The organism is Acidobacteriaceae bacterium (genome assembly GCA_028283655.1).
Classification (GTDB): Bacteria; Acidobacteriota; Terriglobia; order Terriglobales; family Acidobacteriaceae; genus Granulicella.
The window spans coordinates 2,795,306-2,811,480 of the sequence record JAPWKE010000003.1 but is presented as its reverse complement, the minus strand read 5'-3'; the positions used below and the strand labels follow the sequence as shown (position 1 = coordinate 2,811,480).

Annotated in this window: 5 protein-coding genes; 4 read left to right on the top strand and 1 reads right to left on the bottom strand. The window is 61.9% G+C overall.

Annotated features, from left to right (window positions below):
• Nucleotides 1-77: 77 nt before the first annotated feature.
• The 3 genes from PW792_14645 to galE all read left to right on the top strand — a co-directional run bounded on the left by PW792_14645 (nt 78) and on the right by galE (nt 8,853).
• The gene (locus tag PW792_14645) at nt 78-3,644 is read left to right on the top strand and encodes a carboxypeptidase regulatory-like domain-containing protein (GenBank protein ID MDE1163159.1); all 3,567 of its coding nucleotides are present in this window, start codon (nt 78-80) and stop codon (nt 3,642-3,644) included.
• A gap of 73 nt (nt 3,645-3,717) precedes the next feature.
• Nucleotides 3,718-7,716 (top strand): Ig-like domain repeat protein, encoded by a 3,999-nt coding sequence (locus PW792_14640; GenBank protein MDE1163158.1) that lies wholly within the window; start codon nt 3,718-3,720, stop codon nt 7,714-7,716.
• A gap of 159 nt (nt 7,717-7,875) precedes the next feature.
• A complete protein-coding gene (galE, locus tag PW792_14635) occupies nt 7,876-8,853 on the top strand; it encodes a UDP-glucose 4-epimerase GalE (protein ID MDE1163157.1) in 978 nt (325 codons plus the stop codon).
• A 362-nt stretch (nt 8,854-9,215) separates the two neighbouring features.
• On the opposite strand, the gene PW792_14630 is transcribed toward galE, so the two are convergent.
• Complete coding sequence (locus PW792_14630) at nt 9,216-12,509, bottom strand: Ig-like domain repeat protein (protein ID MDE1163156.1); 3,294 nt, start codon at nt 12,507-12,509, stop codon at nt 9,216-9,218.
• A gap of 530 nt (nt 12,510-13,039) precedes the next feature.
• Between PW792_14630 and PW792_14625 the strand changes: the two genes are divergently transcribed.
• Nucleotides 13,040-16,120, top strand: coding sequence for a TonB-dependent receptor (locus PW792_14625; GenBank protein ID MDE1163155.1), 3,081 nt, complete (start codon nt 13,040-13,042; stop codon nt 16,118-16,120).
• The last annotated feature ends 55 nt before the right edge of the window (nt 16,121-16,175 follow it).

Here is a 16,175-nt window from a genome sequence, read left to right as displayed (position 1 = left end):
GAGGCATTGGTCGTTCGATCCGTTCTACGCAACACATAAGTCAACACAAGATGGTCGCTTCTTTCGCGAGGTCGTACATGAGTTTCGGTCGCAAATCGAATATTGCTTCACTCGTCCCTTCACTCGTCCTTAGCGCGCTTCTGCTGGTCGTCTGCTTTGGTCAGACCAGCGCCGCCTACGCGCAAGGGCAGAACACAGGTACCGTCGCGGGCAACGTGCTGGATGTAAGCGGCAGCGTCGTTCGCGGCGCCAGCATCACGCTCACTGAGTCGTCCCTCGGTCGCGTCGTCCAGGTCACCACCAACGCCAAAGGCGAGTACCTCTTCACGCAGGTTCCCGTTGGCAACTACACGTTGAAGGTCACCGCGCCCACCTTTGAAAGCTTCATCGTCAACGGCATCCATGTAGACGCTGAGACCAACGTTCGCGAAGACGCTCGCCTCACCAACGGTAACGTTGAAGCTACCGTCACGGTAGAAGCCGCGGGCACAACCATCGACACGCGCTCTGCCACCATCGGCACCATGCTCGACCGCAACCTCGTCGAAAGCCTCCCCATCGACGGCGAAAATCTCGTCTCGCTGGCGGCGTTGCTTCCTGGCGTCACAAACGTCAACGCACCCACGACGTTCACTTCGGATACCGGCGGCCCCACGTACTCTGTCAGCGGCTCGCGCGGCAACCAGAACCTCTTCCTCTTCGATGGGCTCATCTGGAACAACGTCTTCTACAACACCGGCCTGAACTACCCGCCACGCCTGGCTTCAGAAGAAGTTTCTGTACTGCTGAACAACTACAAAGCGCAGTACGGTCGTAACTCCGGCTCGATCTTCAACGTGCTCTCCCGTCGTGGCTCCAACCAGTTCCACGGCTCGGTCTGGGAGTACTACCAGAACAGCTACTTCAACGCGACCGACTACATCACGCAGCTCAACCCCCACCTTATCTCCAACCAGTTCGGCGCCACACTCGGCGGCCCCATCCTGCGCGACAAGGCCTTCTTCTTCGTCTCCTACGGTGCCCTTCGTCTCGTCGACGGCTTCATCGCCAACAGCTATCCGCCCACCATTCAGGAGCTTGGTTTCGACGCTCCCGGTGTCCCCCACATCTGCTCGGCCAGCGCACCCACCGAGTTCCAGGGCAAACAGTGCGCGACCTTCGTGCAGGACTTTGCAGGCTCCACGCTTGCGACCGCAGGCCTCATGCGTAACCCCGTCGCACCCGCCAACGGCGGCACCGCGGCCATCACCAGCCTGAACACCTCGTATCGCATCGCCAACCCCACCACCACCGGCAACTCGCCCTGCGTTACCGACCTGCAGAACTACTACAACCGCCAGACAACCTCCAGCACGCAGCGTTACCTGCCCACGCTGGAGTATCCCGTCGAGTGCTTCGATCAGGTTGCGATGAACTTCATCAACCGCTTCCTTCCCGTGCAGCAATCGACCACCGTCTCGCCCGGCGTTGTCCCCGTCGCGCACCTCACCGCGCCGCAGCCGAAGAACGACCAGAACGGCCTCGCTCGCGTCGATCTCAACCTCGGCCGTCACACCGTCGACGCTCGCTTCTACGTCACCAATGTCAACGACATCACCTCAAACAGCGTCTCGAACGGCGTCGGCATTCCCACCGCGTCGCAGGACCGCAACATTGCTGGCATTTACTCCGGCAACATCGGCGACACCTGGGTGCTCTCTGCAAACCTGCTCAATGTCTTCCGCGCAGGCTACAAGCGTTACACCTACATCATCGTTCCGCAGACGCGCACCACGCTCGCCGACCTCGGCGGCAGCTACACGCAGCCCGGCCCATCCTTCCTTCCGCTCTTCGAAGCCACCAACCGCTTCACGGTCGGCAGCACCAACACACCGGACTCTAACACCGTCACCGCGAACCTCGAACTCGATGACAGCATGAGCTGGCAGCACGGCAACCACAACGTCATGTTCGGCGGCCAGTTCCTTCAGTCGAACTACCTGCACCGCTTCTACACCGAACCCAAGTTCGTCTCCGAGCAGCAGAACACCGGCGTTGCAATCTCTGACTTCGCCAGCGGCCTGCTCTATACCGCAACCGTCGGCAACCTCACCAATCTCGCTGCCTCGCAGCCAGCCATGTATCTGTACGCGCAGGATGACTGGCGCGCCACCTCGCGGCTCACGCTCAACCTCGGCGTGCGTTACGAACTGCCGTTCTCCTGGAAGGAGAGCGACGGGCAGGGAACCACCTTCATCCCCGGCTATCAATCGCAGGTCTTCAGCGCAGCCCCCGCAGGCGTTGCCTACCAGGGAGACCCGCAGATCGGCAGCCCGGAGCCTGCCACTAAATATCACGCCATCGCTCCGCGCATCGGCTTCTCGTACGATGTCTACGGCAATGGCTCCTTCGCCATCCGCGGTGGTTTCGGTCTCTTCTACGACACCATCAACGCCAACGTCGTCGGCGTCGGCCAGCCCTTCCACTACTCGGCGTTTTACCAAAGCCCGGCAGGTGGCCTCTCGCAACCGCTGCAGGGCCAACCTGCTATCCCTAACGATTACTACAAGGGCCAGACCCCCCAGTTCGTCCTGCCCTACACCATCAACTACGCCGACCGTCACATCACCATCCCGTACACCGAGGCCGCAAACATCGGCTTCCAGAAGCGTCTCTTCAAAGGCTCAACGTTGGAGATGAACTACGTCGGCAAGTTCGGTCGGCATCAGCTGGTGGCTTACGACCAGAACCCGGCTATCTATGACTGCTCCGGCCCGTACTACATGGTCAGCAGCATCTACTGCCCGGCCTCTTCTACCGACGCGACCGCAAGCTACACCGCACGCGTCAAGTACCCCGGCTACAACTACGGCGGACAAGGTATCGTCGACGTCGCCAGCATCGGTGCGTCGAGCTACAGCGGCCTGCAAATCATCTACTCGCAGCGCGCCGTGAAGGGCATCAACACCTACGTTTCGTACTCGTACTCACGCTCGCTCGATATCAGCTCCAACAGCGCCACAAACATCGCGCGCATCCCTCAGCCCAACCATCTTGAGCTTGAGTACGCCGCCTCTGACTACAACGCTACGCACATCTTCAACGCAGGCTGGACATGGAAGCTGCCGAAGACCCGCAGAAATGGCTTCACCGGCACGCTCCTCAACGGCTGGGCCTGGGGCGGTATCTTCAACGCGCGTACCGGCTACCCCATCAACGTCACCGTCTCCGGCGATCGTAGCTATACCAACGAGCGCACGCAGCGCCCATCGCTCGTCCCCGGTCAGAACCCTTACTTGCCGAACAACCGTTCACGCGCGTCCAAAGCCGCGCAGTGGTTCAACACCGCAGCGTTCGTTTCGCCTGTAGGTGGCACGTTCAGCAACCTGCGTCGCAACGCGCTCATCGGCCCCGGCTACATCAACACGAACATGAACGCGCAGAAGTTCTTCAACTTCGCGCACGGCCGCTCCATCGAGCTTCGCGTTGATTCCTTCAACGTCTTCAACCATCCGAACCTCGCCACGCCGTACGCCTCGCTTGCGTCTTCCAGCAGCAACCTGGCGACCAACGTCTTTGGCGCGGTCAACAGCACGGTTGGCACGAACAACGCTCTCGGTTCGAACGGTCGTCGTCTGCAGTTCGGTTTCATCGCTCGCTATTAGGACACGTCGCAGTAACTCATCTCTCGGCAACCGCGACGCGGGCCAACGGAACACCCGGAAGGAAACACCACCGATGCTTACGCCTCTCCTTCGCACGGCAACACGCTCTATGCGCTCTCACTTCATGCTGGCAGCAGCACTCGCCGCTGCTTCTGCTTCAGCGCAGACTCTTCCTCTCGCCTTCGGCAATGTGCAGGTTGGCATCGCTCCCGGAGGCACCGCAACAGCCTGCTCCACCACGCTGCCCACAGCCAGTGGCAACACCGTTCCGGGTGACGGATGCCTCGGCACCCAGGCTACGTTGAACGCTCCTTACGGTGTCAACGTCGACAACTTCGGCAACCTCTACATCGCCGACTACAACACCTTCTCGCTGCGTGTTCTCTACAAAGGCGGCACCGCACTCGCGGCTGCCATTCAGGCAGCGAACCCAACGCAAACCTTCACGCCGCAAGTTGGCTACGTCTACACCATCGCAGGCGGACGACAAGCCGCACTCGCACAAACCAAAGACTCCGCCGGACACAGCGCCTACTACTGCAACGGCGCTGGCAGCGGCATCGCAGGCATTGGATCCAATGGTGACGGCTGCCCCGCCACCTACGGCTACGTGAAGCCGCGCAGCATGGTCATCGACCCAGACGGCAACATCCTCTTTAACTCCGGCAGCGGTGGCCCGGCACGCGTGGTCTACCTCGGTGGCACCTTCATGGCCAACCTCATCTCCACGCTCAACAGCGGCGCTGTCGCGCAGGTTGGCTACATCTACTCCCTCGCCAAGTCTGCCTCCAACGGCTACGCCGGCGACGGCGCACTCGCCACCGATAGCTCCGTGCGCCTCTACTCCATGCGCGATGTCGCACTCGATTCTGCGCGAAACATCTATCTCTCTGACGGCAACACCGGCGGCGCTTCCACTAACAACGACGTCCGCCGCATCGACGGCGTCACCGGTATCATCACCACCTACGCGGGCTCTGCGGGCTGCGCTTCCGGTTCCGCAGGTTGCACCTCCGGCTCCACCGGCGATGGCGGCGCAGCCACCGCCGCGCTCTTCGCTTCGCCGTACACCATCTTCTTCGACAAGTACGACAACCTCTACATCACCGACTACAACAACGCGAAGCTGCGCGTCGTCTACAAAGCAGGCTCCATTCCCGGCCTCAGCAACCTCACCGCAGGCTACGTCTATACCGTCGCCGGTGGCGGCAGCACCGCTTCCACCGTCGCCAACCAGAACGCCGCAGCCACCAGCTACACCTTCGGTACGGTCTACAGCGCAGGCATCGACGGCGGCGGCAATATCTACATGGCGGACGGTACCTCGAAGCTCGTCTGGCGCATCGACGCCACCACCGGCAAAGCCATCGTCGTGGCGGGCGGCAAGTCCTCCACCACCGCAGGCACCGTCTGTGCGACAGGCAGCACTCTCACCGCGACCGACAAGATCGGTGACGGCTGCCCCGCCACACAACTGACCTTTGTCCCTAGTGGCAAGATCCCCTTCGACCGCTTCGGCAACTACTATGAGACCGAGAACGGCAACGCCGTCGTTCGCCAGTACAACTTCAACACGCAGTTTCCTGCCACGCTCGCCACGGCAAGCGCCACGCAGCCGCTCGCGTTCCTCTCCGTCCCCGCACAAACTCTCGCGACGGAATCCTTCACCAACGAAACATCCGCAGCCGTCGACTTCATGGATGCAGGCAGCGGCAACTGCTCGCTCAACAGTGCTCTCTCTGCAGCCACCACCTGCGTCTTCAACGTAGCCTTCGCTCCCAAACGCGCAGGCCTTCGTCGTGGCTCCATCTCCCTGTCCAGCGCAGCGGCAACGCTCGTTACCGAACCTATCGGCGGCACTGGCATTGCGGCAAACCTCTCCGTAGATCCAGCTACCGTTACGAATCTCGGCAGCAGCCTCACTCCCAGCGGCCTCGCCACCGACGCCAGCGGCAACGTCTACGTCGCAGACTCTGCCAGCAACCAGCTCCTGAAGTTCGCCGCTGGCAGCAGCACCTCAACCACCCTGCTCACCGGCCTCAGCTCTCCCGGCCAGGTCGCGGTCGACGGCGCTGGCAACGTCTACGTCGCCGACACCAACGCCAGCCGCATCGCCGTCCGCGCAGCCGCTGCGTCCTCCACCACGGCCACCACCATCGGCACCGGCTTCAACAAGCCGCAGGGCCTCGTCGCCGACGCCACCGGCAACCTCTACGTCGCGGACACCGGTAACAACCGCATCGTCGAGATCTCTCCGCTCGGCAACCAGATCGCCCTCACCACCACCGGCCTCTCTTCGCCCACGCGCCTCGCCCTCGACGCCACCGGCAACCTCTACATCGCAGACACCGGCAACAATCGCATCGTCGAGCTGCCCGTCCTCTCCGAGCAGACCACCATCAACCTCGGCACTGCCACCGTCACTCCACTCGGCCTCGCCGTCGATGCCGCCGGAACCCTCTACATCGCCGACAGCGTCAGCGGCCAGGTCCTTTCCTACGCTCCCGGCATCACCAACCCGACCGCGCTCATCACCGCACTCAGCGGTCCCAAAGGCCTCGCCCTCGATCTCAACGGCAGCCTTTATCTCGCGGACGCCAGCGCCAGCAGCGTCATCGTGGCCAACCGCAACACCCCGACCGAAACCTTCCCCGGCACCAACCTCAACACCTCCAACACCACGCCGCTGGTGCTCGCGAACACAGGCAACGCAGCGCTCTCCTTCACCGGTAGCACCTTCGCCAACGCGACCGGCAGCACCGCTGCCTTCACCCTCGCGCCGTCCTCCACCAACGGTTGCTCTCTCGCCACAGGCCTCGCCATCGCGTCGGAGTGCTCGCTCGACGCGACCTTCACCCCCACCGCCACGACCAGCTACACGGCAACCGAAAACTTCACCACCAACGCACTCAACGCTGCGTCCGTAACGCTCACCGGCTCCGGCGTCTCGCTGGTCAACACCACCACCGCGCTTGTCATCACGCAGCCCACGACGTCCACCATCAGCTATGCGCAAAGTGTGACGGTGCAGGCCACGGTCACACCCGCTTCTGTCTCAGGAGCCGCACCGTCCGGCACCATTACCTTCTCCGTCGACGGCAAAAAGCAAACCGCGCAAACCGTCCCGGCAAACGGTATCGTCACCCTGGCGCTCAGCCCTGCAGTCGGCACGCACGCCATCTCCGTGCAGTACTCCGGCGACACGGTCTACGCCTCCAGCAGCAGCTCCACCAGCTTCACCGTGCAGCAGGCCAGCACCACCACGAAGCTCGCTATCACCCCCACCGCCAGCGGGCAAACTCCCACGCTTACCCTCACCGCCACCGTCGCCTCCACGACCGCTACAGGAGAGACCGGCACGGTCTCCTTCTACGCCGGCTCCACGCTGCTCGGCACCGTCGCTCTCGGCACCAACGCCACCGCAGCCTACACCACCACAACGCTCATCTACAGCTCGTACGCCTTCACCGCGGTCTACAGCGGCGACACCAACTTCAGCACCTCCACCTCGTCCAGCACCACTGCCCCCGGCGACTTCCTCGTCATCCCCATCGCCAGCACCACCTCCACCCCGCAGGGCGGCGTCGCCACCTGGACCGCCAACCTCACCCCGCTCTTCAACTACTCCGGCACCATCACGGCCTCGTGCGCCGGGCTCCCGGCCAACAGCGTCTGCCGCTTCAGCCCCACCAGCATGAGCCTCAGCGGAGGCACCACGCAGCTCTTCTCCGTCTACGTCTACACCAATACCAACCCTCAGCTTGCCTCGTTGCTCACACCGTTCGGCGGCAGCTCTCGCTGGCTTACCCTCGCCTGCGCATTGCCTCTCCTTGGCCTCGCCTTCTTCGCCACGCGCCGCCGGGCATGGTTGCACACCACGCTCGCCATCGCCTTTCTCGCGCTCTCCTTCGGTGTCACCGGATGCAGCAGCGGCTCCTTGCCGGAAGGCTCTGCCGGGCAGTACGTCACGCCACAGGGAACCTCCAGCGTGGTCATCACGTTCAAAGACTCCGCCGGCGTCACGCACTCTATAACGGTTGCGCTCACCGTCTTAGCTCCCTACTCCAGCTAAACAACAGTTCAGCAAACAAGCGGCTGCGGAGCCCTCTCCGCAGCCGTTTTCTTTGGTCGCTAAAGCCCTCGTCGCACCCAAACTGATAGGCTCTTCGGAGGGTGCTGCTCTGCTCCCATCCACTTCAATCTCGCAGAGCCAGCCACGGAGAGAAACGCTTTGAACAACGTTCTTGTCACAGGTGGCGCAGGCTATATCGGCGGCACAGTTGCCAGCCTTCTGCGCGACCGCGGCTTCCGCGTCACCGTCCTCGATAATCTCTCGCACGCCCGCCGCGAGTCCGTCCCCGAAGGCGTCGAGTTCGTCCAGGCCGATATCGCCGACCGCCCCCGCGTCGAGGCCCTCCTGCGTGACCTGCAGCCCGACGGCGTCCTGCACTTCGCTGCTCTCATCGAAGCCGGCGAGTCCATGCAGAAGCCCGAAATCTACTTCCGCAACAACACCGCCTCTACGCTCTCTCTGCTCGAAGCCATGCACGCCACCGGCGTCCGCCGCCTCGTCTTCTCCTCCACCGCCGCCGTTTACGGCGAACCCGACGCCGTCCCAATCCCCGAGACAGCCAAGCTCTCCCCGACCAACGCCTACGGCGAATCCAAGCTGCTCGTCGAGCAGATGCTCTCCTGGTTCCATCGCGTTCACGGCTTCAAGACCGCAACGCTCCGCTACTTCAACGTAGCCGGTGCGCTGGACGCGCGCGGTGAGCAGCACGAGCCCGAAACGCACGTCATCCCCCTCATCCTCGACACCGTCCTCGGCCTTCGCAAATCGATCTTCATCTACGGCGACGACTACGACACTCCCGACGGCACCTGCATCCGCGACTACATCCACGTCCGCGACCTCGCCGAAGCGCACATCCTTGCGCTCAGCAAGCTCGACGAGCAGGGCCGCATCCTCGTCAACCTCGGCAACGGCCAGGGCTTCTCCGTCAAGCAGGTCATCGAGTCTGCCCGCCGCGTCACCGGCGCTGCCATCCCGGCAGAGTTGAAGCCGCGCCGCGCTGGCGACCCAGCCCGCCTCGTCGCAAGCTCCGACCGCGCTCGCGAGGTCCTCGGCTGGCAACCTCAACACGCAGACCTCGACGAGATCCTGGCCAGCGCCTGGAAGTGGCACCAGCACCGCTTCGGCAGCCGCTAAGCGCTCTCAACCAAGCCTCGAAACAGCAAAGCCTGAGCCATCTGCTCAGGCTTTGCCACGTCTACATGTTTCCTTATCTCCACGTCCGCTTATCTCGAAGTAGGCATATTTGCCTATCTCCACATCTGCTTGTCATCTCGAACGCAGTGAGAGCCCCGCTTGTCGCCCGCGGAGCCACGAACCCAACCTCACCTCAGAATCCCTCCGTGTTCCTCCGCACGCACCGTGCTCTCCGTGTTCGCCTTTGCCTTTCGCGAAGAAACACCGGGTTCAATTTCTTCTCTCCGCCACAAACGTAATCCGGACAAACGCAGAAAGGCCCGCCAACCGGCGGGCCTTTCTTGCATTCGTTCTGCTACAGCCTAGGGGTTGCCGATCACCGAAACCGTCTCGACCACCGTGTACGAGGTCGTTCCGTCGGTGAACGTGACGTTGATGTTCTGCGTCCCGCGGCTCGCGGTCGCCGTCTTGCCGCAGCCTGTAATCGTCGCCGCAGCCGCCAGGCCGAGCACGATCATCAGCACCGCGGGAAGCTTGCGACGCTTACCCGCGAGCAGCGCCAGCAACCCTGCGCCAAACAGAGCCGCAAAGGTGATGCCGTTGCTATGCGTAGCCAGCGCAGCCGAGCCGCCAGTCGTACCGATCGACAGGTTGATCGTCTGCGTCGTGTTCGTTCCGGTGAACGCCACGCTCTTCGGCGAGAACGAGCACGTCATGTAAGAAGGCAGCGTTCCGCAGCTCGCCGACACCGTACCCGTGTAGCCGCCCACCGAGGTCACCGAGAAGGGAACCACCGTCGCCGTTCCCGTTGCCACAGCCACACCCGTATTGCTCGAGAGTACCGAGTACGACGGTGAAGAAACTACCTGCGTAATCGTTGCCGTGGACGTTGCGTAGTAGACCGACGACGGTGTGAACGTAGCCACAATCGTGTGGCTGGCTACAGTCATCGTGCTTGTGGAGATCGTCGCCGTTCCTGTGGCATCAACCGTTACGGGCGAGCCGGTAATGGCCACACCATCTACCGTGAAGGCCACCGTACCTGCGATCGCCGGAGCGCTCGTCGGTATGGTGCCTGCAGCGGCGACCACTGCGGTGAACGTTACATTGGCGTTCTGGTTTGCGTTAGCCGCCGAGCTGGTCAGTGTCGTTGTCGTTGTGATGGCGGTAGCCACCTGCGACAGCGATGCAGAGGCTCCCGCCCACTGCGCCGCGATCGTGCTGTCCGGCGTGAACGTTGCCTTGATGGAGTGCGTCCCTCCGGTCAGCGGGCCATCCGTTGTCGTCGCGTTGCCGCTGGAGTCAATGGAGACCGTCGCCAGCGTCGCGGTGCCGTCGGTGAACTTCACCGTACCGATCAGCGCCGGAGCCGTTGTGGTGTCCTGCCCTGCGGCGGCGGCAACATTAGCCGTCAGCGTCACCGTGTCACCGGCAAACGTCGGGTTCGTTGAAGAGGTCAACGTTACGGCGCTCTGGTAGGAAGCCGTACCCGTCAGCGTGACAACATGCTGCGTGCTCACGCCGTTCGAGTTGTCCGTGATCGTCAGCGTTCCGGTCGCAGCTCCCAGCGCCGTCGGAGCCAGGGCCACGCCAGCGGAGCAGCTATCACCCGGCTGCAGTGTAGGCAGTGTGCTGCAATCGGTCGCGTAGAGTGCACCCGTCGTCCCCGCCACCACGGCGAAGTTCGCGGAAGCCACCGTGCTCGCAACCGTTACCGGCTCCGTGCCCAGGTTCTGCAGATACACAAAGGTAGGCGTCCCCGTGGTGCCCACTGGAACTGCGCTTGCATACGCAATCGCCGAAGCGGAAGCGCCAACGACGCGAACGCGGTAGATGCCGTAATCGGCAACGTCGATGCCGCCATCGGGAGCCACGGCCAGACCGATCGGAAGCCACAGGCCACCGGTCGTCAGCGAGTTGCCGTTTGTCACCGAAGACGTGCCGCTGATACCGGCATACGCATAGATATTGCCGTCAGCCACACTGATGCGGCGGATCGTCTTGTCGCCGTAATCGACGACGAAGATATCTCCTGCCGGGTCAACCGTGACACCGTACGGCGTCACGAAGTTCGCTGCCGAAGCCGCACCGCCGTTGCCGCTCGTCGCGCCCGGCGCCGTGCTGCCCGCCAGCGTGTAAACGTAGCCCGCAACCGCTGTGCTGCCCGTCTCCTTCTGGATCAGCGAAGCCATGCGAGTACCGGCGTTATAGATCACACGGACTCGTGCTTCCAGCGGCAAGGTCGTGATGGTTGCGGACGTGTTGTAGTCGGTGAAGATGATGTTGCCGTAGGCATCCACCTTCAGCCCCTTGGAGTAGGTGATGCCTGCCGAAGTTGCAATGGCTCCATCGCCTGATGTTCCGAAGACACCGCCAGCAACCTTGTAAACGTACCCGCGCTGCGGCGTCACACCCTGGTTGGTCGCCTGGATGAGGGCTGCTGCTGCTGCACCGCCGTTATAGATCACGCGGATGCGTGTCGTACGTGCGGAGTTCGTCGATACATCGAGGAAGAAGATGTCGCCGTCCGGCGAAGTCGTGATGCCGTAGCCGTAGGCCATCAGCGCCGAGGTCGCGATGCCGCCATCACCCGAAGCACCCGGTGAGCTGGTGCCTCCAATGCGATAGAGGTAGCCCGGAATCGGAGCCGAAGTAGCGCCCGTGCAGGAGGTCGCTCCCGTGGCGAGGCCGAAGAGCGAGGGGTTTTCCAGTTCGATCAGGCAGCCCATCTTGTCGCCGCCGACATAGATCACGCGCAGGTCATACGTCAGATACGAAGACACCAGCACGTTGCCTTCGCTATCCACCGTCACCTGGAACGGATCGTCCATCGTCGTTGCTGTTGGGCTTGCCGCCAGCGTGCTTACGGTGGTGCCCGCTGTGTGCGACGTCACCGTCGTGGAGTACAGCGTCGTATTGCCCGCAAGCGTGTAGACGTTTCCGGCAACCGGTGCGGCGTTCGCGCCCGTGCACGAGGTCGTTCCTGCCGTCAGCCCAAACAGCGTCGGGTTCTCGATCTCGATCACGCAGGCCAGGGCTGCGCCCGCCTGGTAGATCACGCGAATGTTCTGCGTCGAGTAATCCGCGATGTAGATGTTTTTGTACGCATCCGTCGACACACCGTAGGGATAGCCAATGCGTGCGCTCGTCGCCACGCCGCCGTCGCCAGAGTAGTACACACCGCCGGAAGCGCCGATCGCCGTCGTAATGTCCGTCGGAGTCAGCAGCGTCTGCGGTCCATCGCCCAGGCCCGTCAGACCCACGGTATACACCGCGCCGGTCGAATCGGTCACTGTAAGCTGTCCAGCACGCGTACCGGCATAGAACGGCGAGAACGTTACCGGGATCGAGCACGTCGTGCCCGCCGCCGCCGCAGAGTTCACCGCGCAGCCGCTCATCGTGCCGACCGTAAACTCCTGGTGGCTGTTCGCCGAAGGAGCCACGGCCACGCCTGTGATCGTCACCGCGCGGCTGGTCGTCAGCTGAATCGTCTGAGACGCGGACGTCGCCCCCAACGTAGTCGTCGGGAACGTAGTCGTTGTGGTGCTGGCCAGGCTAAACGCCTGGAGTTGGGCTTGAGCCGCCATGGGCAGCAGTGATGCCGCGCTGACAGCGATTGAAAGCGCTAAACGTTTGACGAGCGAACGACCGGCCATCCTGAGAAGATCCCTTCTTATCGGGCGATTCATTCCGGAGCACATAAGCGGACACACGGGGATTGAGGCCGTGGAACAGTCCGAGGCGTTGTCCTCAGCTTGAAAAAAGGGAAGCGAGGAACTTGGATCCTGATTGGCTCCGGTGAGCCGCGAGTGATGCCTGATTGAGCCGCAACACGTACCTCCGGGCACGCATCACAGCAGCGAATTCGTTGGATTGCCTCCGAGCATACTGGCGTTTTCGTCGCCGGGCAAGATAGGTAAAAATTCTATGAATCGAACATCGCACAGCGGGAAAGATCGGTGGTTGCTGCACCGTGTCTGCGGTGTTACGGTATGGCTCATCGGTCCTCAACAACGTTTCCGCTCGTAGCAGGAGCACAGCGCGTTCGCACTTTCGTAACGCATCCGCCGCATCATCGCGTGTCGGCCTCTTTTATGCTGTGACTTCACTCGAGAGCCAGCCTGCTAAATCACTGTCATCGCAGTCGATGCAGGCGCTTTGTTTCGCGAAGGAGTTTGACCCAGGCATGCGTTTGGCTCGTTTGTTCTTTTCCCTGTCATTGTCTGCTGTGCTTACCGCAGGCACCGCAGCCGGATTTGCTCAGTCTGTCGATACGGCTGGTCTTGAAGTGGATGTCCATGACCCCAGCGGCGCGCTGGTTGGTGGCTCCACGCTCACCCTCACCAATGAGACGACGCATGACATCCGCGTCGGCGTCTCGGACAGTCACGGCGTCTTTCGTTTCACGGCCCTCAAGCCCGGCGGATACACCCTGACGGTCGAGCGTTCCGGCTTCGCCACGCGCAAGCAGACCGGCATCACACTGGCTGTCGGCCAGGGCTCGACGCTCAACGTCGGCCTCACCATGGCGAACTCGGACACCGTCGTTCAGGTGGACTCCGACGTCTCTGCCATCGATCCCGACCGCACCAGCATCGGCGAAACGATCTCGCAGGTCGAAATCGACAACCTGCCCTCGGACGGCCGTAACTTCCTCGACTTCGCGGTCACGGTTCCGGGCGTTACCGACACCCAGACCACCGGTCAGAACTCCGGCTTCTCCGTCAACGGTCAGCGTTCGCGTTCGAACTCGATCATGATCGACGGCGTGGAGAACAACGGTGCGCTGAACGGCAACGTCCGCCAGACGCTTTCGCAGGACGCTATCGCCCAGTTTCAGGTCCTCACCGAGCAGATGCCCGCCGAGTTCGGCGGCGCAGGCGGCGGCTTCGTCAACGTAGTCACCCGCGGCGGCACGGACAACTTCCACGGCACGGCGTACTACTTCAACCGTGACAATATGTTCACAACGCCGAACTACTTCACGAGCGCCGACCCCGGCACATACTCTCGTAACGACGTCGGTGCGACGCTCGGCGGCCCGCTCAAGCAGAACCGCACCTACTTCTTTGGCGCAGCAGAGTACATCGGTCTAAACACCTCAAACCGCTCGAACTTCTGCCACTTGGGAACGTCAGGTTGTACTTCGACGACCTACGACACGATCAACACTGCACTGGCGACAGGCTTTTTTATCAACTCCCCGGTCAAGGGGCTTGATTTTGATCGCTACATCCCGAAGTCCAGCGCCCAGGGGCTTTATTCTCTTCGCGTAGATCACCGCATCAACGATCGCAACACCATCATTGCGCGCGTCCTCTACGTGCAGTACATCCAGGCCAACAGCACCAACGCGGGCTACTACTACGATCTCTCGACTGCGACTGGAACGTACACCCGCACGCAGAACTACTTCACCGAGTGGACGCACATCTTCACTCCGCGCCTGATCAACGAAGCTCACTTCATGGTGGCTCCGCAGCGCATGAAGCAGCTCCCGAACACCTACGGCCCAGGGGCTGACATCGCTGGTTCGGTCTACGTTGGCCCCACGACGGACTTCCCCGTAACGCTCAACGAAGATCACTACGAAGCGGACGACGCTTTGAGCTACACGATCGGCAAACACCTCTTCAAGGCCGGCGTACAGCTCAACTACATCCGCGCCAACAGCAACTACCAGGGCGGCTTCTCGGGCTTCTGGAACTTCTACACCTCGGGCAACTTCGCTTCGGGTATCCCATACCGCTACGCTCAGAACTTCGGTACGTCGGATATCTCTCTGCCGGACACGCAGCTTGGCATGTACCTCGAAGACTCCTGGAAGGTGTCTCGTCGCCTCACCGCGAACCTGGGCGTGCGCTACGACATCGACTTCCAGCCGCAGGGCTACAATCTCGACCAGTCCAACCCGATCCAGTCCGGTCTCTCAACGGGCATGAACCGCGACTTCAACAACGTTGCTCCCCGCGTCGGCCTGGCTTACTCGCTTGATAGCAAGGGCAAGACGGTTCTGCGCGCTGGATACGGCATGTTCTATGACAAGAACCTGCTCATCCTCGCCCGCAACACGTTGCAGAGCAAGAAGTCCCTTATCTACAACTATTACAACTCCAGCACCGCAACCCTGGATGCTCTCTGGAAGAGCGGATCGTACGCAGCCAGCGCCAACTACCCGACTGGTACAGGCATTGCTCCGACGATTCAGGTGGCCTACCCCGGTCTGAAAATTCCGATGATCCACCAGTTCGATATCGGAATCGACCGTGCCATCACAAACAAGCTCATCCTCTCTGTGACAGGCGTGCACGTTCAGGGGCAGAACCTTCTCAAGGTCTCCAACGCCAACCTGAATGCGCCCGTCATCCTGACGCCTCAGAACCAGGGCAGCTTCGGCTTCAACCCCACCTATATCCCCTACGTGCCTGGCAATACCTGCCTCAGCCCTTCCAGCTCGAACAACGGCAACACGGGGCGCGCGACCTATCAGCCTTGCCCCCAGCAGTACAACCGCCCGATCTATCTCGACGAGACGGACACTGCGACCGGCGATCTCATCCATAAGGCTCGCATCAACGATGCCTTCAACGACATCACCATCACCGGCCCGTGGGGCCACTCCAACTACTCTGGTCTCCGCGTCACCCTGCAGCAGAAGTCGTGGCATGGCCTCAGCTACCGCGTAGGCTACGTCTATTCGAAGGCTCTCGACGACGCTCCTGACTTCCTCAACGGCGCATATCCGAACAACCCGTTCGATCCGCGCGCAGAAAAGTCTGTCTCGAACGAAGACGTCCGTCATCGCTTCACCAGTGCTGTCGTCTGGAAGATTCCGTACCTCACCTTCCGCCGTCATCACAACGACTGGACACGCCAGATCTTCGGTAACTGGACGGTCTCAGGAACGTACATCGCCAACTCGGGTACGCCGCGTAATATCACCGTCGGTTCGGACATGAACTACGACGGTAATACCTCAACGGATCGTCCCTTCATCAACGGTGTCATGCTCGGCCGTAACGCGGGCCTGCCATCCATGATCGCGAGCCTCAACCTTCGCGGTCAGAAGGAAATCCGCTTCCGTCACGGCATGCGCTTGTCGGCTTCGGCAGAAGTCTTCAACGCTCTCAACCGCGTAAACTTCACCGGCTACGATGTGACGACCGGCGTATACGTTTACAACACCATTCCGGCTCTCAACGCGAACAGTGCCACCTCCGCCGCAAGCGGACGAACCGTTCAACTCGGCGGCCGCTTCCAGTTCTAACCGGAGCACCACTCAAAACAACAAAGGCGCGGACAGCATTCAGGTCCGCGCCTTT